The organism is Vibrio natriegens NBRC 15636 = ATCC 14048 = DSM 759 (assembly GCF_035621455.1).
GTDB classification, from domain to species: domain Bacteria; phylum Pseudomonadota; class Gammaproteobacteria; order Enterobacterales; family Vibrionaceae; genus Vibrio; species Vibrio natriegens.
This window is the reverse complement of record NZ_CP141822.1, coordinates 2,251,515-2,272,599: the sequence shown is the minus strand read 5'-3', so window position 1 is coordinate 2,272,599 and position 21,085 is coordinate 2,251,515. Positions and strand designations below refer to the sequence as shown.

The 21,085-nt window shown below is 47.0% G+C and carries 22 protein-coding genes; all 22 read left to right on the top strand.

Going from position 1 to position 21,085, the window contains the following annotated elements; genetic code table 11:
- The first annotated feature begins 100 nt into the window (after positions 1-100).
- The 22 genes from flhA (at position 101) to VER99_RS10140 (ending at position 21,051) form a co-directional block, all read left to right on the top strand.
- The gene (flhA, locus tag VER99_RS10245) at positions 101-2,200 is read left to right on the top strand and encodes a flagellar biosynthesis protein FlhA (protein WP_014232655.1); all 2,100 of its coding nucleotides are present in this window, start codon (positions 101-103) and stop codon (positions 2,198-2,200) included.
- A 29-nt stretch (positions 2,201-2,229) separates the two neighbouring features.
- Positions 2,230-3,750, top strand: coding sequence for a flagellar biosynthesis protein FlhF (flhF, locus tag VER99_RS10240; protein ID WP_014232654.1), 1,521 nt, complete (start codon positions 2,230-2,232; stop codon positions 3,748-3,750).
- A gap of 14 nt (positions 3,751-3,764) precedes the next feature.
- The gene (locus VER99_RS10235) at positions 3,765-4,652 is read left to right on the top strand and encodes a MinD/ParA family protein (RefSeq protein WP_020333595.1); all 888 of its coding nucleotides are present in this window, start codon (positions 3,765-3,767) and stop codon (positions 4,650-4,652) included.
- Positions 4,645-5,379, top strand: a complete 735-nt coding sequence (locus VER99_RS10230; RefSeq protein WP_020333594.1) for an RNA polymerase sigma factor FliA — start codon at positions 4,645-4,647, stop codon at positions 5,377-5,379. Before VER99_RS10235 ends, VER99_RS10230 begins: the two co-directional genes overlap by 8 nt.
- Positions 5,380-5,425: 46 nt before the next feature.
- Positions 5,426-5,794: a chemotaxis response regulator CheY gene (gene cheY / locus VER99_RS10225; protein ID WP_020333593.1), complete on the top strand. Its 369-nt coding sequence runs from the start codon at positions 5,426-5,428 to the stop codon at positions 5,792-5,794.
- A gap of 115 nt (positions 5,795-5,909) precedes the next feature.
- Positions 5,910-6,650: a protein phosphatase CheZ gene (locus tag VER99_RS10220; RefSeq protein WP_014232650.1), complete on the top strand. Its 741-nt coding sequence runs from the start codon at positions 5,910-5,912 to the stop codon at positions 6,648-6,650.
- Between the two features lie 9 nt (positions 6,651-6,659).
- On the top strand, positions 6,660-8,846 hold the full coding sequence (locus tag VER99_RS10215) for a chemotaxis protein CheA (protein WP_020333592.1): 2,187 nt from the start codon (positions 6,660-6,662) through the stop codon (positions 8,844-8,846).
- Between the two features lie 29 nt (positions 8,847-8,875).
- Positions 8,876-9,988, top strand: coding sequence for a protein-glutamate methylesterase/protein-glutamine glutaminase (locus VER99_RS10210; protein WP_024373050.1), 1,113 nt, complete (start codon positions 8,876-8,878; stop codon positions 9,986-9,988).
- A gap of 8 nt (positions 9,989-9,996) precedes the next feature.
- Positions 9,997-10,773 (top strand): ParA family protein, encoded by a 777-nt coding sequence (locus VER99_RS10205; RefSeq protein ID WP_020334594.1) that lies wholly within the window; start codon positions 9,997-9,999, stop codon positions 10,771-10,773.
- Positions 10,766-11,752 carry a chemotaxis protein CheW gene (locus tag VER99_RS10200; protein ID WP_020334592.1) on the top strand — a complete coding sequence of 329 codons (987 nt, stop codon included), beginning with the start codon at positions 10,766-10,768 and terminating at the stop codon, positions 11,750-11,752. Before VER99_RS10205 ends, VER99_RS10200 begins: the two co-directional genes overlap by 8 nt.
- Before the next feature lie 35 nt (positions 11,753-11,787).
- Complete coding sequence (locus VER99_RS10195; protein ID WP_014232645.1) at positions 11,788-12,282, top strand: chemotaxis protein CheW; 495 nt, start codon at positions 11,788-11,790, stop codon at positions 12,280-12,282.
- A 14-nt stretch (positions 12,283-12,296) separates the two neighbouring features.
- Complete coding sequence (locus VER99_RS10190; protein ID WP_024373049.1) at positions 12,297-12,788, top strand: DUF2802 domain-containing protein; 492 nt, start codon at positions 12,297-12,299, stop codon at positions 12,786-12,788.
- A 242-nt stretch (positions 12,789-13,030) separates the two neighbouring features.
- Positions 13,031-13,648 carry a cytochrome c biogenesis heme-transporting ATPase CcmA gene (ccmA, locus tag VER99_RS10185; RefSeq protein ID WP_014232643.1) on the top strand — a complete coding sequence of 206 codons (618 nt, stop codon included), beginning with the start codon at positions 13,031-13,033 and terminating at the stop codon, positions 13,646-13,648.
- A gap of 1 nt (position 13,649) precedes the next feature.
- The gene (ccmB, locus tag VER99_RS10180; RefSeq protein WP_020334589.1) at positions 13,650-14,318 is read left to right on the top strand and encodes a heme exporter protein CcmB; all 669 of its coding nucleotides are present in this window, start codon (positions 13,650-13,652) and stop codon (positions 14,316-14,318) included.
- Between the two features lie 120 nt (positions 14,319-14,438).
- Positions 14,439-15,182, top strand: a complete 744-nt coding sequence (locus tag VER99_RS10175) for a heme ABC transporter permease (RefSeq protein ID WP_014232641.1) — start codon at positions 14,439-14,441, stop codon at positions 15,180-15,182.
- Between the two features lie 11 nt (positions 15,183-15,193).
- Positions 15,194-15,400, top strand: a complete 207-nt coding sequence (gene ccmD, locus VER99_RS10170) for a heme exporter protein CcmD (RefSeq protein ID WP_014232640.1) — start codon at positions 15,194-15,196, stop codon at positions 15,398-15,400.
- Complete coding sequence (gene ccmE / locus VER99_RS10165; protein WP_014232639.1) at positions 15,397-15,882, top strand: cytochrome c maturation protein CcmE; 486 nt, start codon at positions 15,397-15,399, stop codon at positions 15,880-15,882. Before ccmD ends, ccmE begins: the two co-directional genes overlap by 4 nt.
- Positions 15,879-17,864, top strand: a complete 1,986-nt coding sequence (locus VER99_RS10160) for a heme lyase CcmF/NrfE family subunit (RefSeq protein ID WP_020334588.1) — start codon at positions 15,879-15,881, stop codon at positions 17,862-17,864. Before ccmE ends, VER99_RS10160 begins: the two co-directional genes overlap by 4 nt.
- Positions 17,857-18,411 carry a DsbE family thiol:disulfide interchange protein gene (locus VER99_RS10155; protein ID WP_020334587.1) on the top strand — a complete coding sequence of 185 codons (555 nt, stop codon included), beginning with the start codon at positions 17,857-17,859 and terminating at the stop codon, positions 18,409-18,411. The genes VER99_RS10160 and VER99_RS10155 overlap by 8 nt, the downstream gene beginning before the upstream one ends.
- Positions 18,408-18,893: a cytochrome c-type biogenesis protein gene (locus VER99_RS10150; protein WP_020334586.1), complete on the top strand. Its 486-nt coding sequence runs from the start codon at positions 18,408-18,410 to the stop codon at positions 18,891-18,893. The genes VER99_RS10155 and VER99_RS10150 overlap by 4 nt, the downstream gene beginning before the upstream one ends.
- On the top strand, positions 18,893-20,107 hold the full coding sequence (gene ccmI, locus VER99_RS10145) for a c-type cytochrome biogenesis protein CcmI (RefSeq protein WP_014232635.1): 1,215 nt from the start codon (positions 18,893-18,895) through the stop codon (positions 20,105-20,107). Before VER99_RS10150 ends, ccmI begins: the two co-directional genes overlap by 1 nt.
- 173 nt (positions 20,108-20,280) lie before the next feature.
- Positions 20,281-21,051 (top strand): MlaA family lipoprotein, encoded by a 771-nt coding sequence (locus tag VER99_RS10140; RefSeq protein ID WP_020334585.1) that lies wholly within the window; start codon positions 20,281-20,283, stop codon positions 21,049-21,051.
- The last annotated feature ends 34 nt before the right edge of the window (positions 21,052-21,085 follow it).

The following is a 21,085-nucleotide window of genomic DNA, read 5'->3' as shown; positions in this document are numbered from 1 at the left end:
TGATGTAACTATCAACAATTCCTAAACTTTTAGGCTAAAGCCGTCGCGCATAATCTCGTTACCAACGCGATGCTTTCACTCGATTGAGATACCTTGCAGTATGAAGTTAAACCTGCCATTTGCAGATAAATTGCCACGAATTCCTCAGCGTGAAATGCCAGCCATTGGCGCACCTGTTATGGTCTTGGCCACCCTTGCAATGGTGGTGTTGCCGATACCTGCATTCCTGCTGGATATGTTTTTCACCTTCAATATCGCGCTATCTATGGTGGTGTTGTTGGTGACGGTTTACACCCGGCGTCCGCTCGACTTTGCGGCATTTCCTACTGTCCTGCTTATTGCAACACTACTGCGTCTGGCACTAAACGTCGCGTCGACACGTGTCGTATTGCTGCACGGTCATGAAGGCGGAGATGCGGCAGGTAACGTTATCGAGGCGTTTGGTAACGTGGTAATTGGCGGCAACTACGCAGTTGGTTTGGTTGTTTTCCTCATCTTGATGATCATTAACTTTATGGTGGTCACCAAAGGTGCCGGTCGTATTTCAGAGGTAAGCGCTCGCTTTACTTTGGATGCTCTTCCGGGCAAGCAGATGGCGATCGATGCTGACTTGAATGCGGGTCTAATCGATCAGGAACAAGCGCGCGTGCGCCGTTTTGAAGTGACCAAAGAGGCGGATTTTTACGGCTCAATGGACGGTGCATCGAAGTTTGTGAAAGGGGATGCGATTGCTGGCATCCTGATTCTGTTTATTAATATTATCGGTGGTCTTTCCATCGGTATGGCGCAATACGGTTTAGGCTTTGGTGATGCGATTGAAATCTACACGCTGTTGACCATTGGTGACGGCTTGGTCGCACAGATCCCGTCACTATTGCTGTCGATTGCCGCTGCAATGATGGTGACGCGTCAGAACACGGATGAAGACATGGGCGAGCAGTTGGTGTTCCAAATGTTCGATAATCCCAAAGCGTTGATGATCACTGCAGCGATTCTTGGTGTGATGGGCATCGTCCCGGGCATGCCACACTTTGCGTTTTTATCGTTAGCCGTTGTGGCAGGAGCGGGCGCTTACTTTATCGATAAGCGTCAAAAGCAGAAAGCCAAAGAGCCAGCTTTACCCGCGACAGCCGATGAGGGTAATGAGCCATCTTCACAACGTGAGCTTTCGTGGGATGACGTTCAACCCGTTGATATTATTGGATTAGAAGTCGGCTATCGTCTGATTCCGCTTGTTGACCGTGATCAGGGTGGTGAACTGCTGGAGCGCGTTAAAGGTGTGCGTAAAAAGTTATCTCAGGACTTCGGCTTTCTCATCCCCGCCGTCCATATCCGAGACAATCTGGAACTGACCCCAAATAGCTACCGTATTACCTTGATGGGCGTCGCGGTAGGTGAAGCAGAAATTCGTCCGGACCAAGAACTCGCGATTAACCCCGGGCAGGTTTACGGCATGATTGATGGGGAACCAACCATTGATCCGGCATTTGGGCTTGAAGCCGTATGGATCCGTGAGGAGCAGCGCGAGCATGCTCAGGCTCTGGGTTACACAGTGGTGGATTCGTCCACGGTACTGGCAACGCACCTCAGTCAACAGCTGACCAACAATGCGTCGCAATTGATTGGTCATGAAGAAGTTCAGAACCTAATGGAAATGCTGGGTCGAAGTGCACCTAAGCTGGTGGAGAGTTTTATACCCGATCAGTTGCCGTTGGGTGTGGTGGTGAAAGTACTGCAAAACCTACTTAACGAAGCGATTCCAATTCGAGATATCCGTACCATCGTGCAAACCTTGGCGGAGTACTCCAGTAAGAGTCAAGAACCTGACATTTTAACGGCGGCCGTTCGTATCAGTCTGAAACGTTTAATTGTTCAGGAAATCAATGGTATAGAGCCTGAATTGCCAGTGATTACGCTGATTCCTGAACTGGAACAGATATTGCATCAAACAATGCAGGCATCGGGCGGTGAATCTGCAGGTATTGAACCTGGGCTTGCCGAACGACTGCAGTCTTCACTGAGCCAGGCAACGCAAGAACAAGAATTGAAAGGTGAACCTTCTGTTCTGTTAACTTCTGGCGTTCTGCGCTCCACGTTGGCTAGATTTGTGAAGAACACAATCCCTAATCTTCGGGTACTTTCCTATCAGGAAATACCGGATGAGAAACAGATCAGAATTGTGCAAGCCGTGGGTAATTGATTCTCACGCCTTTTTAATGGATTGATAGTTTGAAAATAAAGCGATTTTTTGCCAAAGACATGCGAACAGCGCTGCTCCAAGTAAAAGAGGAGTTGGGTGCGGAAGCGGTAATCATGTCGAATAAGAAAGTGGCTGGCGGGGTAGCTATCGTGGCTGCCATCGATAGTGAATCAAACTCGTCTTCACCACAGGCTTCTGCGCAACCTAATCGCGCTACCTCTCTACCTAATCGCTACAACGAACATCGTCAAATGTCCTCTTCAGCGGCTGAGCGCTTTCAGGAACGCAGCTTAGAAGAAGATAAAATCAGCCTGCGTAGCAATAAAACGGATTCTCACGAAAAATCAGGCTCAATGACGCAGCGTTTTGCGAGCATGCTTAAGCATTACAGTGGTGGTGCAGAGGACCCGGATGAGTACGTTGCTGAAAATGAAGATTCACTGTCAGCACTCTTAAAGCGCCAAAACAAGCAACGTGACGAATACAGCCAAGAAAGAGCTGCGCCTTATCAGCCCGACTCTCCGTTGGCGAAGCTGATCGCTCAAGACGATCGCTTTGAACGTCCAAAGCCAAAACTCGACCCAACACGCTACGATCGCCGCAGACCTTCAGATGCCCGTGATGACTCACCGACAGAGCTAGAAAACATGCGCGAAGAGATGACGTCAATTCGACGTCTTTTGGAGCATCAGGTTTCTGGTTTGATGTGGCAGGAAGTAGAGCGCCGCGAGCCGTTAAGAGCCATGCTCATCAAACGATTAGAACGAATGGGCGTGTCTCCTGAGCTGGCGGATCAAATGGCGTGTTATATCCCAGAAGATACTAAACCAGCACGAGCATGGAAGGCGCTACTTTCTCTCGTCGCGGACCAAATCCATATTCCAAAGCAAGATATTTTAAAGCGCGGTGGCGTGGTTGCATTGCTTGGACCAACAGGCGTCGGCAAAACCACAACCGTGGCAAAGCTGGCGGCCAGGGCTGCGATGGAATACGGTGCCGACAACGTGGCACTGGTGACTACAGATACTTATCGTATCGGTGCCCATGAGCAGCTCTCAATTTATGGAAGAATTATGGGTTGTCCCGTAAGAGTTGCTAAAGATTCTAAAGAGTTAGCCGATGTAATATATCAGCTACGAAACAGAAGATTGATTTTGGTTGATACGGCAGGGATGGGCCAACGAGATGTGAGGCTGACCGAGCAACTCGACACCCTGATGCAAGAGAGCGGAGAAGTGATTCACAGCTACCTTGTTTTGCCCGCTACCGCACAACGCCGCGTTCTGCAAGAAACACTGGAACACTTCAGACGCATCCCACTGTCAGGTTGTATAATGACTAAACTTGATGAATCCCTGAGTCTAGGGGAGTTCATCAGTGTGGTGATTCAAAATGCACTGCCAGTGGCTTACATCGCTAATGGTCAGCGCGTGCCAGAAGACATTGTGATAGCACAACCAAAATACATGCTTGCGAAAGCAAATGAACTGTTAGAGAAGTCGATAGAGAACGAACCTCACTTTTGGAACAGTGAAAGTGAAGGACTCTAGGGCGACGGATTACTATGACTGAGAATATGATACACGATCAAGCAAGCGGCCTCCGTCGCTTAACACAGCCATCATTAACCAAAGTAATTGCTGTTACTGGTGGTAAAGGTGGTGTGGGTAAATCAAACGTAACACTGGGTCTTGCGATCTCTATGGCTCGTCAAGGCAAGAAAGTAATGGTTCTTGACGCTGACCTAGGCCTGGCTAATGTTGACGTAATGCTCGGGATTCGTTCAAAGCGCAACTTAGGACATGTCTTGGCTGGGGAGTGTGAGTTAAAAGATGCGATTGTTGAAGGACCTTATGGCATTAAGATAATTCCGGCAACATCTGGCTCACAGAGCATGACTGAGCTTTCTCATTCACAGCATGCTGGGCTTATTCGTGCATTTGGTAGTCTTGAAGATGAAATGGATGTCCTACTGGTTGATACCGCTGCAGGTATCTCAGACATGGTGATCAGTTTCTCACGAGCCGCCCAAGATGTGGTTGTCGTTGTGTGCGATGAGCCGACGTCGATCACTGACGCCTACGCACTAATCAAACTGTTGAGTAAAGAGCATCAGGTTCAACGCTTTAAAATCGTCGCGAACATGGTTCGAAGCTATCGTGAAGGACGAGAACTGTTTGCAAAACTGACACTTGTCACTGAACGATTCCTGAATGTAAGTCTTGAACTCGTCGCCTGCATTCCTTTAGATGATAAAGTCCGTCAGGCTGTTAAACGCCAGAAAATTGTCGTAGATGCGTTCCCTCGCTCTCCTGCAGCGTTAGCGATCAGTTCTTTAGCGAATAAAGCATTAACGTGGCCAATACCAAAAACGCCAAGTGGACACTTGGAGTTTTTTGTCGAAAGGCTGCTAAATCGTAGTGAATTCACAGAGGACCCATTTGGTGAATAATGCAGTAACCTACGATCAACGCGGGAAAGTAAACAGTCAACAGGCGTTCATAGAGCGTTATTCTGTGTTGGTTAAGCGTATTGCTCATCACCTTTTAGGCCGCTTACCGCCGAGTGTTCAGGTAGAGGATTTAATCCAGGCCGGCATGATCGGCCTTATCGAAGCTCAGCAGAATTATGACGGCACGAAAGGTGCGAGCTTTGAAACCTATGCTGGTATCCGTATTCGCGGCGCCATGTTAGACGACATGCGCAAAGGGGATTGGGTTCCGCGTTCGGTTCATAAAAACAATCGTGAAATTAATCAAGCTATTGCAGAGCTCGAAGGCATTCTCAACCGTGACCCGACAGACTCTGAAGTGGCGGCACATCTCGAAATGACTTTGGATCAATATCATAGTGCACTAACTGATATAAACTGCTCAAAGTTAGTCGGTATTGAGGATTTAGGCGTTTCAGATGATGTCATTTCTCCGTCAGATGAAAGTGATAACAGCAACCCATTTAAAGATGTGGCTGACGAATCTTTTCGTAAAGCACTGATTGAATCAATAAAACAGCTTCCAGAGCGTGAAGCATTGGTACTTTCGCTTTATTATGACGAAGAACTTAACTTAAAAGAAATTGGCGATGTTTTGGGCGTAAGCGAATCTCGCGTAAGTCAAATTCTGAGTCAATCGATGCAACGTTTACGCACCAAGCTGAGTGCGTGGACACAAAATAATTAGAAAACACTGACTTTATGATTCAGTGGAGGCAATTTTGAATAAAAACATGAAGATCCTTATTGTTGATGATTTCTCAACAATGCGCCGTATTGTTAAAAACCTGCTTCGTGACTTGGGTTTCAATAACACTCAAGAAGCGGACGACGGTTTAACTGCATTACCAATGCTGAAAAAAGGTGACTTCGATTTTGTGGTAACTGACTGGAACATGCCAGGTATGCAAGGTATTGATTTGCTAAGACATATCCGCGCGGATGCTGAACTAAAGCACCTTCCTGTTCTTATGATTACAGCTGAAGCGAAACGTGAGCAGATCATCGAAGCGGCTCAAGCTGGCGTTAATGGTTACATTGTTAAGCCATTTACCGCTGCAACACTAAAAGAAAAACTAGAGAAAATTTTCGAGCGTTTATAACTCTTTTATTCTTTGTTAGTCGAGTCATTCATACCAAATAAAAAAACCTCAACAATGACTCGATTAGTGTTTCCCAAAGCGATAAGAAGAACTAAACGTAAAAGGTCTATTCAGAATGATCTCACTAGAGCAGGCGAAGTCGCTCGTTCAAATGTTAGAGAACGGGCAACAAGAGCAAGCCAATATGCTCGTTGCTTCGTTATATGAAGGCGTTGAGAATCCAATGCTTCAAGAAATTGGAGCCTTAACTCGCGATCTTCACGATTCACTCAAGCAGTTCAACTTCGATCAGCGCATGACCGAAATAGCTCAGGATGAAATCCCGGATGCACGGGATCGTCTTAACTATGTGATTGAGAAAACGGAGCTGGCAGCCAACAAAACGATGGATGCAGTAGATTGCTGCCTTCCTATCGCAGATAACTTGCATGAAGGTCTTCTGCAAGTTCGTCCTCAATGGAATGAACTGATGCGCGGTCGTATAGAGTTAAGTGAATTTAAAGCACTTTGCCATCGTATCGACAAGCTATTGGTTCAGGTAGAAGGCGACAGCACCGAATTGCGCGGTCAATTGACCGAAATTCTCATGGCACAAGACTTCCAAGACTTAACAGGCCAAATCATTCGACGAGTGATCACACTGGTGAATGAAGTGGAAGGCCGTTTGGTAGACATCCTCACCGTATTCTCTGGTAACAAACCAGAAGAACAGACTCAAGTTTTGACAACATCGGCAGATAAAAAGAATAAACCATCAAGTGAAGCCGAGGGTCCGATTCTTCACCCTGAACTGAGAGAAGATGCGGTTTCATCGCAGGACGAAGTCGATGACTTGTTGTCCAGTCTTGGATTTTAAAGGTAACGTATGAGCTACGATTTAGACGAAGATATTCTGCACGACTTTCTCATTGAAGCGGGCGAAATTCTAGAGCTGCTTTCCGAGCAATTAGTAGAACTGGAAAACAACCCGGAAGACAAAGACTTACTCAACGCTATTTTCCGCGGTTTCCATACTGTAAAAGGAGGCGCTGGCTTCCTTTCATTAGCTGAGCTAGTGGATACATGCCATGGTGCGGAGAACGTTTTCGACGTATTGCGTAATGGTCAACGCTCAGTAACGCCAAGCCTGATGGATACCATGCTTAAGGCGCTGGATACGGTCAACACTCAATTCCAGGCTGTACAAGCCCGTGAAGTGCCAGAAGCCGCAGAACCTACACTCCTCGCAGAGCTACACCGTTTATGTAAGCCTGAATCCGAAGATGAGGCAGTGACAATCGCGGTTGAAGAGCCTGTGACTCCATCAGAGCCAGCCGCTCCGCAGCAAGAAATGTCGTTACCGACGGCTGGTTCAAGTATTGGTTCTGTAGACGAAATTACTCAAGACGAGTTTGAAAAGCTGCTGGATGAATTGCATGGTAAAGGCAGCGCTCCGGGTGTCTCTAAATCTGAACCTACACCAACACAAGCAAACGCTTCTGTCAGTGATAGCGGTGATATAACCGACGACGAATTTGAACGTCTTCTGGATGAACTGCATGGAGTTGGCAAGAGCCCATCATCGTCGACTTCTGCGCCAGTTGAGCCACCAAAATCGCCAGAACCAGCCGCTCCGGTTAGTTCTTCATCATTTTCGGATAACGACAGTGATCTGATGACAGATGAAGAGTTCGAGAAGTTACTCGATGAACTGCACGGTACGGGTAAAGGGCCATCGGTTGAAGAGCTCGACATGGCGACTAAGCCCGCTTCTACAAACCCAGCTCCAGTAGCACCGAAAGCGACAGCAGCACCTGCACCACAGACAACTGCCAAGCCAGTCGCGGTGAAGGAAGAAACCAAAGCTTCGGCACCCGCAGTCAAGAAACCACAGGCGGAGGCAACGGTACGTGTTGATACCTCCACGCTTGATACCATTATGAATATGGTTGGTGAACTGGTATTGGTTCGTAACCGTCTATTAAGTCTTGGGCTTAACAGCAACGACGAAGAAATGTCGAAAGCAGTGGCAAACTTAGATGTTGTCACGGCCGATCTGCAAGGTGCGGTTATGAAAACGCGCATGCAGCCAATCAAAAAAGTGTTTGGTCGCTTCCCGCGTGTTGTTCGCGATCTGGCGCGTAACCTGAATAAAGACATCGTGCTGGAAATGCGCGGTGAAGAAACGGATCTGGATAAAAACCTGGTGGAAGCCTTGGCCGATCCATTGATCCACTTAGTGCGTAACTCGGTCGATCACGGCATTGAAATGCCAGAAGATCGCGTAAATGCGGGCAAATCACGCACTGGTAAAGTGATTCTTTCTGCGTCTCAGGAAGGGGATCATATTGAACTGGCGATCGTCGATGACGGTGGCGGTATGGACCCGAACAAACTTCGTGGTATCGCCGTCAAACGCGGCATGATGGACGAAGATGCCGCTGCTCGCTTGACCGACAAAGAATGCTTCAACTTAATCTTTGCTCCTGGTTTCTCAAGTAAAGAAAAGATCTCTGATATCTCAGGTCGCGGCGTTGGTATGGATGTCGTAAAAACCGCCATCAATACCCTCAATGGTTCAATCGATATTGATTCTGAGCTAGGTAAAGGCACCAAGATTACCATCAAAGTGCCGTTGACACTGGCTATCTTACCAACACTGATGGTTGGTGTTGGTGGTCATCCGTTCGCGTTACCTTTGGCGTCTGTGAATGAAATCTTCCATTTAGATTTAAGCCGCACGAACGTTGTCGATGGTCAGCTGACGATTATTGTCCGTGATAAATCAATCCCGTTGTTCTATCTGCAAAACTGGCTGGCGACTAAGTCCCCACGAGTTCAGGAGCGTACTGGTCATGGTCATGTTGTCATTGTGCAAATAGGCAGCCAACGTGTTGGTTTTGTCGTTGATACGCTGATTGGACAGGAAGAAGTGGTGATCAAACCGCTGGATAAGTTATTGCAAGGTACCCCGGGTATGGCGGGAGCAACAATCACCAGTGATGGTCACATCGCATTGATTCTTGATGTGCCTGATTTACTGACGCGATACGCATCGGGTTCTCGCATTTAACCGAAGCGGTCGTTTAGAAAAGGAATAAAATGGCGATTAAAGTACTAGTCGTTGATGATTCGAGTTTTTTCCGTCGTCGCGTTAGCGAAATCATCAACTCAGAATCGCGCCTTGAGGTGATTGACGTAGCTGTTAACGGCAGAGAAGCGGTAGAAAAAGCCAAATCTCTTAAGCCTGACGTCATTACCATGGATATTGAAATGCCCGTGATGGATGGCATCACGGCAGTTCGTGAAATCATGGCTGCGTCACCGACGCCAATCCTGATGTTTTCGTCACTGACTCATGATGGAGCGAAAGCAACGCTGGATGCGCTGGAAGCGGGTGCTCTGGATTTCTTACCGAAAAAATTTGAAGACATTGCGCGCAACCGTGATGAGGCGGTATCGCTACTTCAGCAGCGCATCATTCAGATTGCGTCCAAGCGTGCTTTCTTACGTCGTCCTGTTGCCCGCACATCTTCAGCGGCAACCACGTCACTGACTCGGCCGCTTGCTACGCGCGATTCGATCCCGGCTGCACCAAAGCCTCGCTCTTCGGTGGCGAAGTATCGAGCATCCGGTAAAAGATATCAGCTGACAGCTATCGGCACGTCGACAGGTGGCCCTGTGGCACTGCAAAAGATTTTGACGCGTTTGCCTGTGAATTATCCGCATCCGATCGTGCTTATTCAGCACATGCCGGCAACTTTTACCGCCGCTTTCGCCAGTCGCCTGAATACGCTGTGCAAAATTCAAGTGAAAGAAGCGCAGGATGGCGATGCATTGCAAGCTGGCGTGGCGTATCTCGCTCCGGGCGGTAAACAGATGATGGTCGATGGCCGCGCAGGTGTAGCGAGACTACGCATTATTGATGGCGGCGATCGAATGAACTACAAACCGTGTGTCGATGTGACCTTTGGTTCAGCTGCGAAAGTGTACGGTGATAAAGTGCTCTCGTTAGTGCTCACCGGAATGGGTGCTGATGGCCGGGAAGGCGCGCGCATGTTGAAATCGGCAGGTGCAACCATTTGGGCTCAAGACGAAGATAGCTGTGTGGTTTACGGTATGCCTCAGGCCGTCGCGAAAGCGGGGATTTCGTCTGAAGATTTACCCCTGGACCGCATTGCTGAGCGCATTCTGGTCGAAGTGGGGTTAGCGTAGGATAAAGCATGATCGTTTGGAGTGTAGCTAACCAAAAAGGTGGGGTAGGCAAAACCACCACCACAGTGACATTAGCCGGTCTTTTAAGTCAAAAAGGTCATCGCGTGCTTATGGTCGATACCGATCCGCATGGTTCACTTACGACTTATCTCGGTTATGACGCTGATAACGTGGCATCAAGCTTGTTTGATCTTTTTCAGCTTAAGACCTTCACGCATGAAACCGTAAAGCCGTTGATTATTAAAACGGAACTGGACGGTATGGACATCATTCCTGCCCACATGTCTCTTGCGACGCTGGATAGGGTGATGGGCAATCGCAGTGGTATGGGGCTTATCCTGAAGCGAGCGCTCAAGGCGGTTTCCCAAGATTATGATTACGTGCTGATTGACTGTCCGCCGATTCTTGGTGTGATGATGGTGAATGCGCTTGCCGCCAGTGACCGTATTTTGATTCCGGTGCAGACAGAGTTTTTGGCGATGAAGGGGCTTGAGCGCATGATGCGCACCCTGAGTATCATGAAAAAATCACGTCCGAATGGCTTTAAAGTCACAATAGTGCCAACCATGTACGACAAGCGCACCCGAGCTTCATTGCAGACCCTGACCCAACTGAAGCAGGACTACCCAAATCAGGTGTGGTCATCAGCCGTGCCGATTGATACTAAGTTTCGTGATGCGAGCCTGAAGCATCTGCCCGTTTCGCACTTTGCATCTGGCAGTCGCGGTGTCTTTGCGTATAAGCAGTTACTGATTTATCTGGAGAGGTTAGCGCTCGATGAGTAATCATGATGTCATATCCAGTGAACAGGCACTTGATGATTACTTCTGCGCATTGCTAGACGAAGACACTGAGCTTGAAGAGCTGGATGAAGAATTTGACTTACTTGCTCAAGAACTTGCATCTTCAGAGCCAGAGCCAGAATTGCAGTTGCAACCTATTCAAGATGAGCCTTCTTCATTTCGAGAAAACAATACTCCTGAGCTGGAAGCCCCTAACTTAGAAGACGTAGAACGTTTATTAAGTCAGCTTGAGTCGACCAATGTGGTTGACGAACTGGATATCGAAGAGATTCTGGCTCAGAACACTATGGCGATTGCTCAGCAAGCTAAGCCGAGTTTGGCAGAGGTTTCTCAGTCTGCAGAAATGACTGAAGAAATTCAGGAATGGGTTACCGAAGTGCCGGTTATCGAAGTAAACCAGCCTGAAATAATCTCGGTTCAACCAGAACTTGAACAAGTTATCGAACCTGAGCCAGAACTGGCAGTGGCTTCTGAGTCCAAAGTTTTAGCAAATTCATGGGAAACGACTCAGCGAAATGAAGATTTTCAGGTGCTTTACTTCGATGTGAACGAAGTGATGTTTGCGGTCGCTCTCGATGAGTTAGGTGGCATTCATCGTATCACTGAACTGAATCATTTGATTGGTAAACCCGAATGGTATTTGGGGCTACAGACCAGTCGAGAGCAAAAGTTTGATGTGGTTGATACCGCAAAGTGGGTGATGGCCGACAAGCTTTGCGGTGAAGAATATAAAGATAATTACCAATATGTCGTCATGCTTGGGGAGAGCATGTGGGGGTTAGCCAGTAACCAGTTGATGGGGACTGAGACACTCAATGTCGACAACGTTCGCTGGCGTGAAAAGGCGGGAAAACGCCCATGGTTAGCGGGCATGGTGAAAGAAAAAATGTGTGCTTTAATTCACGTCCAAGCACTTATTGACATGCTAAACGCTGGTTTAGATGTCAAATCAATGAATTAGAATGAAGTCGGGAACGACATTAACGAGGATTAACTATGTCTCAAGCTTTTGAAGTTGAAGTGAAGAAAGATGCCACAAATGACGAAGTGCTTCAGTGGGTGACGTTCCAGCTAGAAGAAGAAACGTACGGCATTAACGTTATGCAAGTACGTGAAGTTCTTCGTTATACAGAAATTGCACCTGTACCTGGTGCGCCAGATTACGTGCTGGGTATTATTAATCTACGTGGTAACGTAGTAACGGTTATCGATACGCGTTCACGCTTTGGCTTAATTGAAGGCGAAGTGACGGATAATACACGTATCATTGTTATCGAATCTGAGCGTCAGGTGATTGGTATTCTGGTCGACAGCGTTGCTGAAGTGGTTTACCTGCGTTCTTCTGAGATCGACACCACACCTTCTGTGGGTACTGACGAAAGTGCGAAGTTCATTCAAGGCGTTAGTAATCGCGATGGCAAGCTTCTTATTCTGGTTGATTTGAACAAGCTATTGACTGAAGACGAATGGGATGACATGGCTCATCTGTAATTGGCTGAATGATCATGGCTGAAGTGAATTTTTTATCTATCCCCGTCATTGCTGGTGGTGTCGCTTTTGTAGTGCTCGTACTGCTCGTTTTGCAACTGCGTATTCGCTCCGGTTTGCAAAGGAAAATCGAACAGCAAAGAGCCCAAACTCGACACACTGAGAAAGAAGTACAGAAACTGAGCAAGCAGCTGCTGGAAGTTCGATCTGTGGTTGTTGGCTTAGGGCAAAAGGTTACCGAGCAACAAGATATTATCCAGCACCTCAACGAGCGTATCCGCGAGCTGGAACATGCCGATACGGACGGGCGTTTGTATAGCCGAGCCTCCAAAATGGTTCAACTCGGCGCGGATATTAACGAGTTGATTGAAGAGTGCGAATTACCTAAAGCTGAAGCTGAGCTAATGTTATCGTTACAGAAAAAGCTGGCCGGAAAAGAGAAAATTCCGCCACTCAGTAGCCGTCCTTCAGAGATGCCGAGTCATCCATCGACAGGCATACGACGTTAGTTATAAAAGAAGCTTCGGCTTCTTTTTTTAATCTACCGCCCAAAACGGTAGGTTTTCTCGCTTATGAAATTAAGGCCTCATCCTCATTAATCTATATAACCATTTATGGCTATATTTATCGAATTGTGTAAGTAAGTTAACAAAAATTCATGAACTTACTTACATCTCTTGGCTCTTGTTCTGTTTCGTCTTATCTAAGCTGTGCTAATATAGCCGCTCGTTCATTATTTAGTTGAAGCCCTATGTTAGAAGTGTCTAACCTTACTGCGATCCGTGACGAAAGGGTCCTGTTTGAAAACCTGAAATTTACGATAAAACCAGGCGAACTAGTCCAGATTGAAGGGCGAAACGGAACGGGCAAAACGACGTTATTACGCATTGTTACAGGGTTAGGCGACAGAGAAGACGGTATTATCAAATGGAAGGGAGAAGAGGTTGAAAAGTCTCGTGACATCTTTCACCGGGATCTACTGTTTCTGGGACACCAAACGGGCGTAAAACGTGAACTTACCGCATTAGAAAACTTACGTTTTTACCAGTCTATTCATAACAACCAAATCTCCGATGAAGAAATCTTTACTGCGTTAACTCAAGTTGGGTTAGCAGGAAGAGAAGATATTCCCGTCGCTCAACTTTCAGCTGGTCAGCAACGCCGCGTAGCGCTGGCGAGGCTTTGGCTAAGCAAGCAAATCTTGTGGATTCTGGATGAACCACTTACGGCGATAGATAAGCAAGGTGTCAAAGTGTTAGAAGCTTTGTTTGCTAATCATGCTGATAATGGTGGAATTGTGATTTTGACCACACACCAAGATATGTTTTCTGATAGCCCGAAACTTAGAAAAATAAAACTGGGTGATTAATATGATATCGGCCATGACTACTATTATCCGTCGTGAACTCTTGATTGCGTATCGCCGTCAAGCCGACATTCTGAACCCACTTTGGTTCTTTATTATTGTTATCACATTGTTTCCTCTGAGTATTGGCCCCGAGCCTAATTTGTTAGCACGTATTTCAGCAGGCATTGTTTGGGTTGCTGCATTGTTGTCTGCATTATTATCATTGGAGCGGCTGTTTCGTGACGACTTTCAGGATGGTGCATTAGAGCAAATGATGCTTATGCCTATTCCATTGCAACTTGTGGTGATTTCGAAAGTCATAGCACATTGGCTGTTAACAGGATTGCCTCTGATTTTGATAAGTCCTCTGTTGGCGGTTTTACTTTCTCTGGATTTAGATACTTGGCTGGCGGTTGTACTTACGTTATGTATCGGGACACCGGCGTTAAGTTTTATTGGTGCCATTGGGGTGGCACTGACGGTTGGGCTACAAAAGGGTGGGGTACTTTTAAGTTTACTCGTTCTTCCGCTCTATATCCCGATTCTGATTTTTGCAACGTCTGCCATTGATGCCGCAGCGCTTGGTGTAGCGTATAACGGCCAACTGGCGGTGCTAGGCGCGATGCTGATGGGGGCGATGACCCTCACACCATTTGCAATAAGTGCAGCGTTGCGAGTTAGTGTTAACTAACATTAACCAAATAGTCCTTTACTACGATTGGTATTAAAAGGACTTAAATAATGATTAAAGCACAGCGATGGTTTCGGCCTCAGAGATTGTGCCCCTATAAAGCAAAAGTGAGATTGAAATATGTGGAAATGGCTACATCCTTATGCCAAGCCTGAAGCAGCGTACCGCCTTAGTGGTAAGTTTCTGCCTTGGTTTTCTGTATTGGCCCTCGTATTTTTAACGGCAGGTACCATTTGGGGGCTTGCATTTGCGCCTTCAGATTACCAACAGGGTGATAGTTTCCGAATCATTTATATCCATGTCCCGTCTGCAATGTGGTCGATGGGCGCTTATCTGTCTATGGCAATCGCTGCTTTCATCGGTTTGGTATGGCAAGTTCGACTCTCAGATATGGCGGCGTTAGCAATGGCCCCTATCGGAGCGGTATACACCTTTATCGCACTTGTGACCGGTGCTGTATGGGGTAAGCCGATGTGGGGGACTTGGTGGGTGTGGGATGCTCGCCTGACTTCTGAGCTCATTCTTCTCTTTTTATACCTGGGTGTTATTGCGCTTTACCATGCTTTTGACGACCAGAAGACCGCAGCAAAAGCCGCAGGTATTCTAGCGATCGTTGGTGTTGTGAACTTACCGATCATTCACTTTTCTGTGGAATGGTGGAATACGCTACACCAAGGCGCAACCATTACAAAATTTGAACAACCATCCATCTCAGCTGACATGCTCTGGCCTCTGCTGCTGAATATCTTTGGTTTTGCGTTCTTCTTTGGCGCTGTGACGATGGTGCGTTTCAGAAATGAAATCATCAGCAAAGAGAGTCACCGCCCTTGGGTACGTCAAATTGCAACAGAAAAAACTCAGTGAGGTAGTGAATTATGTATTTTGAATCTCTGAGCGACTTTTTTGCCATGGGTGGCTACGCATCATACGTATGGAGCTCATTTGGCATCACTTTTCTATCGATGCTGATTCTCTTAATCACCAGCCTTCGTCGCGGTGATGCATTATTGAATGAAGTGAAAGCAAAAATAGACCGTCAAGCTCGAATTGACGCAGCGAAGAATATGGAGAACACCTTATGAACCCGAGACGTAAAAAGAGGCTAGGTATTGTACTGGCTATCTTTGTCGGTATTAGTGCCACCATTGGTTTGATGCTTTACGCGCTCAACCAGAATATGGACCTTTTCTACACGCCTACGGAATTGGTCAATGGTAAGCCTGATGGTACTAAACCGGAAGTTGGTCAACGTCTACGTATCGGTGGCATGGTAGTAAACGGCTCAGTTCGTCGTGATCCTGACTCTTTGAAAGTCAGTTTCGACCTACACGATATCGGCCCGAAAGTGACCGTAGTTTATGAAGGTATTCTTCCGGATTTGTTCCGTGAGGGGCAGGGTATTGTTGCACAAGGTGTCTTGCGTGATGCGACCACTATTGAAGCATTTGAAGTACTAGCAAAACACGATGAAGATTATATGCCGCCAGAAATCGCTGCAGCGATGGAAAAGACGCATGAACCAATGAAGTACAGCTCTGAGCAGACACAAGGAAGCGGCCAATGATTGCAGAAATCGGTCACTTTGCCCTCATACTATCGCTTGCGATGGCAGTGCTGCTGAGCATACTGCCACTCTGGGGGGCATCAAATAACAACACCATGCTGATGAACACCGCTCGTCCTCTGTCGTGGTCGATGTTTCTCATGTTGTTGTTCTCATTCATTATTTTATGTTGGGGCTTTTATACCAACGATTTTACGCTGCAATATGTGGCAAGTAACTCGAACAGCCAGCTACCTTGGTACTATCGTTTAACTGCGGTATGGGGTGCGCACGAAGGATCACTACTTCTTTGGGTGTTAATTCAGGCAGCTTGGACAGTTGCTGTCGCGACATTCAGCCGTGGTATGCCACAAGAATCTGTCGCGCGCGTATTGGCAGTAATGGGGATGATTTCGGTCGGCTTCCTGATGTTTATTATTTTCACATCAAGCCCATTCCTGCGTACTTTGCCATTCTTCCCTATTGATGGTCGTGACTTGAACCCACTTCTACAAGACCCGGGGCTGATTGTTCACCCTCCGATGCTTTATATGGGGTATGTAGGTTTCTCGGTTGCGTTCTCATTTGCTATTGCTTCTTTGATGACGGGCCGTTTAGATACCGCCTGGGCTCGCTGGTCTCGTCCTTGGACAACGGCGGCGTGGGTATTTCTTACCCTAGGTATCGCGCTAGGTTCATGGTGGGCATATTACGAACTCGGCTGGGGTGGCTGGTGGTTCTGGGACCCTGTAGAGAACGCGTCCTTTATGCCTTGGTTGGCTGGTACCGCATTGATGCACTCTTTGGCCGTCACTGAAAAACGCGGCACCTTTAAAGCGTGGACAGTACTGCTTGCTATCTCTGCATTCTCATTGAGTCTGCTGGGGACGTTCCTGGTGCGTTCAGGTATTTTGGTTTCAGTGCACGCGTTTGCTTCTGATCCGGCCCGCGGTATGTTTATTCTTGCTTTCCTTGTATTTGTTATCGGCGGCTCATTGCTACTGTTCGCGGTAAAAGGCGCATCGGTTCGTGTCCGTGGTAACTTCGATTTAGTGTCACGAGAGAATGTATTACTTGGCAACAACGTACTGTTGATCGCAGCACTGGTTGTTGTTTTAGTCGGTACATTGTTACCGCTGGTGCATAAGCAAATTGGTCTTGGCTCTGTCTCAATTGGCGCGCCATTCTTCGACATGCTGTTTGCATGGTTGATGATGCCATTTGCCTTCTTATTGGGTATTGGTCCGCTTATTCGCTGGAAACGAGATCAATTGTCATCAATCGTTAAGCCGATGGTGATCTCTGGCGTGACTGCTCTGGTACTGGCAGCGGTTTGCGTATACCTATTCACAGATTTCTTCCAAATCATGGCTTACATCGGTTGGGTAATGGCAATTTGGATCATCGTCATGCACGGCTTCGAGCTGCATGAGCGTGCAACTCACCGACATAGCTTCGTCGAAGGCGTAGGTAAGTTGCAGCGCAGTCACTGGGCAATGATGTTAGGTCACATTGGTTTGGCGGTAACCGTTATCGGTATCGCAATGGTGCAGAACTACAGCATCGAGCGTGATGTGCGTTTGGCTCCGGGAGAACACTTCCAAATCCAGGGTTATGACTTCTATTTCTCTGGCTTGCGAGACAAAGATGGCCCTAACTACGATGGTTATATCGCGGATTTTGAAGTTACGCATAACGGTAACTACGTCAATACGCTGCATGCAGAGAAGCGTTTCTACCGTACTGCTAAGTCTATGATGACAGAAGCAGCGATTGATCGTGGCGTAACGCGAGATCTTTACATTGCGATGGGTGAGCGCTTAGAAGACAACCGCTCATGGGCTGTACGTATTTACTACAAACCGTTCGTTCGTTGGATTTGGGCTGGTGCTTTGATCATGGCAATTGGTGGTGGTCTGGCTATTTCAGACAAGCGTTACCGCTTCCGTAAGTCATCTAAGAAGAGTGCTAAGGCAAAGGAGCAGGTCGCACAATATGAATAAGAAAGTCTTGTTTATCCCGTTAGTCGCTTTCATGGTCCTAGCGGGGATCTTTGCAACCCAGTTGATGCGAAACCAAGAGGGTGATGACCCGACAAAACTTGAGTCGGTATTAGTGGGTAAACCTGTACCAGCCTTTCACCTTGAAGATTTGGCTGAGCCGGGTAAAGAATACGATCAATCTATTTTCAAAGGCGAACCTTTACTGCTCAACGTTTGGGCCACCTGGTGTCCAACCTGTTATGCAGAGCATAAGTATCTCAATGAACTGGCTGGTAAAGGTGTCAAGATCATCGGTATGAACTACAAAGATGATCGCACTAAAGCAGTAGGTTGGTTGAATGATTTGGGTAATCCTTACCTGATCAGTTTGTTTGACGGCAGCGGTATGCTTGGCCTGGACCTAGGTGTTTACGGAGCACCGGAAACTTTCATTATCGATGCTAATGGTGTTGTTCGTTATCGCCATGTTGGGGATGTCAATCCACGCAATTGGGCTGATACATTAGAACCGCTTTACAATCAGTTGGTTGAGGAGGCGAAGCTATGAGAAAGGTAATTTTAGCCGTATTTGCAGCGCTGACATTCTCGTTAGCGGCTCAAGCTGCTATTGAAGTGTACGAGTTTGACAACCTCAAACAAGAACAGCAGTTCAAAGAACTAAGCCACACTCTGCGCTGCCCTAAATGTCAGAACAACACGATCTCTGATTCTAATGCCGAGCTTGCTCAAGACTTACGCCATAAAGTGTATGAAATGACCAAAGAGGGCAAGTCTAAGGAAGAGATCGTTGATTACATGGTGGCGCGTTACGGTAACTTTGTGACTTACAATCCGCCATTCACTATTGCTACGGCTATCTTATGGCTGGGGCCACTTTCTGTTGTACTGGGTGGCTTTGCTTTGATCGTATTACGTAGTCGCAAAATAAAAGCAAAAGTCGTCGCAAATCGTGATGAACAATGGGACGAACAAAAAGAAGCTCGCCTCAAAGCATTGCTTGAAGAAGAGAACGACGGAGATAAGAAGTAATGACACTATTTTGGATATCTACTGTTGTTCTTACGCTGATCGCTTGTGCTCTGGTAGCCATGCCGTTACTAAAACAAAAAGCGAACAACGATGAAGTACTACGCGATGAACTTAATAAAGCGTTTTACAAAGATCGTTTATCAGAGCTTCAAGAAGAGACCGAAGAAGGTTTGGTTGAAAGCCAGGAAGACCTGATTTCGGATCTTAAACAATCATTGCTAGATGATATTCCGGGCGATAAAGGGCACAAAGAAACAAAAATTTCTCCTATCGCGGTATTGGTTCCTTCTGTGGTGCTGACTGTTGTCTTGAGTTACGGTTTGTATTACCAATTTGGCGCATCTCAAGAAGTGGTTAGGTGGCAAGAAGTGTCGGCAAACTTACCTGAGTTGTCGAAAAAGCTGATGTCGTCTTCATCTGAACCTCTAAGTGATCAAGAGATGGAAGATTTAACCTTAGCACTGCGTACTCGTCTGCATTATCAACCGGAAGATTCAACCGGTTGGTTGTTGCTGGGACGGATTGCTTTGGCGAATCGTGATGTGACCACAGCTATCGATTCCATGGAAAAGTCGTACAACCTTGAGCCTCAAGACCCGGATATTATGCTGGGGTATGCGCAAGCTCTGATGCTTTCTCAGGAAGAAATGGATCAGAACACCGCACGCTCTCTTTTGGGCCAGCTGGTTCAGCAGGATAGAGTGGATCTGCGAGTCTTCTCGCTGCTTGCGTTCGATGCGTTTGAACGTCAAGACTACCCAGCAGCGATCAAATACTGGGGTGTAATGCAACAGATGATCGGTCCTGAAGATAGCCGCTATGAGATGCTTTCTCGCAGTATTGATAGTGCACGTAAACAAATGGGCGAAGCGGTTTCTCCGGATAAAAGCGTGGCGGTTACCATCAGTCTTGCTCCTGAAGCTCAGGTCGATCCTAACGGAGTACTTATCGTATCTGTCCACCGTGCTGATGGCTCTCCAATGCCAGTAGCTGCGGCTCGTTACCCGTTAGCATCATTCCCGCGAACAGTGGTACTGGATGATGGCAATGCCATGATGCAAGGTTCAAAGTTGTCTTCATTGGATAAGCTTTTGGTGCGTGTACGCGTTGATTCTGATGGTAACGTGGCAACCCGTGATCATGACTGGCACGGTGAGAGTGGTGTCGTAGAGTTCGGGCAACCTGTTGAAGTTATTATCAATAAGCAATTTTAAAAGTTGCGAGTCATATCCGTATAGTGGTATGGCTCTAAACTATCGAGTAGAATGACAAAGGCCAGCTTATGCTGGCCTTGTTTTTATACTTAAGTGACTTCTAAACTGTATCTGAGTCATGCGTTTTATAGCAAGGTTGCTTAAGTATATTAATAGTCGTTATGGAACATAGAATGTATAACAAGGGTAAATCCATCTTCTTGATGCTGTTAGCAATTGGACTGGTTGGCTGTTCAAGTGCGCCTGAGGAGGCAGCAACAGAAGAAACAAATCAAACGACTTCTGATGCGTACGATCCGTTGGAAGGCTTTAACCGTGCCATGTGGGACATTAACTACGATTACCTAGATCCGTATTTAGTACGTCCGGTGTCATTAGCCTATGTGGAATACACGCCTACACCTATCCGTTATGGTATTGCTAACTTTCTGGCGAACTTAGACGAGCCAGCAAGTATGGTGAACAATCTGCTTATGGGTAATGGTGGTAAAGCCGTTGATCACTTTAATCGATTCTGGCTTAACTCCACGTTTGGTCTCCTTGGTCTGGTGGATGTCGCCACCGCCGCGGGAATTACCAAATACGATGAAAAAGTTTTCAGTGATGCCGTCGGTCACTACGGTGTAGGCAACGGGCCATACTTTATGGTTCCGGGATACGGTCCTTACACGCTGCGTGAAGTCACCGATACAGTAGACAGTATGTATGTCCCTCTGACCTACCTAAACTTCTGGGCAAGCCTTGGTAAATGGGCTTTCGAAGGTATGGAAAAACGTGCGTTGCTTGTTTCTCAGGAAGCGCAGCTGGACAATTCACCAGATCCTTATGTTTTGACTCGTGATATTTATATCCAGCGCCAAAACTTTAAAGCAGAAGTAGAGACCGTCAAAGAAGTCGATGCAGAAGAAGAAGCTTATCTGGACGAATACTTAGACGACTTTTAAACCTCTCAGGTTTAAATCGCAGATACGAAAAAGG

Coding starts and splice junctions, on each gene's coding strand:
- flhA (WP_014232655.1), top strand. CDS start 101: ATGAAGTTAAACCTGCCATTTGCAGATAAATTGCCACGAATTCCTCAG.
- VER99_RS10235 (WP_020333595.1), top strand. CDS start 3,765: ATGACTGAGAATATGATACACGATCAAGCAAGCGGCCTCCGTCGCTTA.
- cheY (WP_020333593.1), top strand. CDS start 5,426: ATGAAGATCCTTATTGTTGATGATTTCTCAACAATGCGCCGTATTGTT.
- VER99_RS10220 (WP_014232650.1), top strand. CDS start 5,910: ATGATCTCACTAGAGCAGGCGAAGTCGCTCGTTCAAATGTTAGAGAAC.
- VER99_RS10215 (WP_020333592.1), top strand. CDS start 6,660: ATGAGCTACGATTTAGACGAAGATATTCTGCACGACTTTCTCATTGAA.
- VER99_RS10210 (WP_024373050.1), top strand. CDS start 8,876: ATGGCGATTAAAGTACTAGTCGTTGATGATTCGAGTTTTTTCCGTCGT.
- VER99_RS10205 (WP_020334594.1), top strand. CDS start 9,997: ATGATCGTTTGGAGTGTAGCTAACCAAAAAGGTGGGGTAGGCAAAACC.
- VER99_RS10200 (WP_020334592.1), top strand. CDS start 10,766: ATGAGTAATCATGATGTCATATCCAGTGAACAGGCACTTGATGATTAC.
- VER99_RS10195 (WP_014232645.1), top strand. CDS start 11,788: ATGTCTCAAGCTTTTGAAGTTGAAGTGAAGAAAGATGCCACAAATGAC.
- VER99_RS10190 (WP_024373049.1), top strand. CDS start 12,297: ATGGCTGAAGTGAATTTTTTATCTATCCCCGTCATTGCTGGTGGTGTC.
- ccmA (WP_014232643.1), top strand. CDS start 13,031: ATGTTAGAAGTGTCTAACCTTACTGCGATCCGTGACGAAAGGGTCCTG.
- ccmB (WP_020334589.1), top strand. CDS start 13,650: ATGATATCGGCCATGACTACTATTATCCGTCGTGAACTCTTGATTGCG.
- VER99_RS10175 (WP_014232641.1), top strand. CDS start 14,439: ATGTGGAAATGGCTACATCCTTATGCCAAGCCTGAAGCAGCGTACCGC.
- ccmD (WP_014232640.1), top strand. CDS start 15,194: ATGTATTTTGAATCTCTGAGCGACTTTTTTGCCATGGGTGGCTACGCA.
- ccmE (WP_014232639.1), top strand. CDS start 15,397: ATGAACCCGAGACGTAAAAAGAGGCTAGGTATTGTACTGGCTATCTTT.
- VER99_RS10160 (WP_020334588.1), top strand. CDS start 15,879: ATGATTGCAGAAATCGGTCACTTTGCCCTCATACTATCGCTTGCGATG.
- VER99_RS10155 (WP_020334587.1), top strand. CDS start 17,857: ATGAATAAGAAAGTCTTGTTTATCCCGTTAGTCGCTTTCATGGTCCTA.
- VER99_RS10150 (WP_020334586.1), top strand. CDS start 18,408: ATGAGAAAGGTAATTTTAGCCGTATTTGCAGCGCTGACATTCTCGTTA.
- ccmI (WP_014232635.1), top strand. CDS start 18,893: ATGACACTATTTTGGATATCTACTGTTGTTCTTACGCTGATCGCTTGT.
- VER99_RS10140 (WP_020334585.1), top strand. CDS start 20,281: ATGTATAACAAGGGTAAATCCATCTTCTTGATGCTGTTAGCAATTGGA.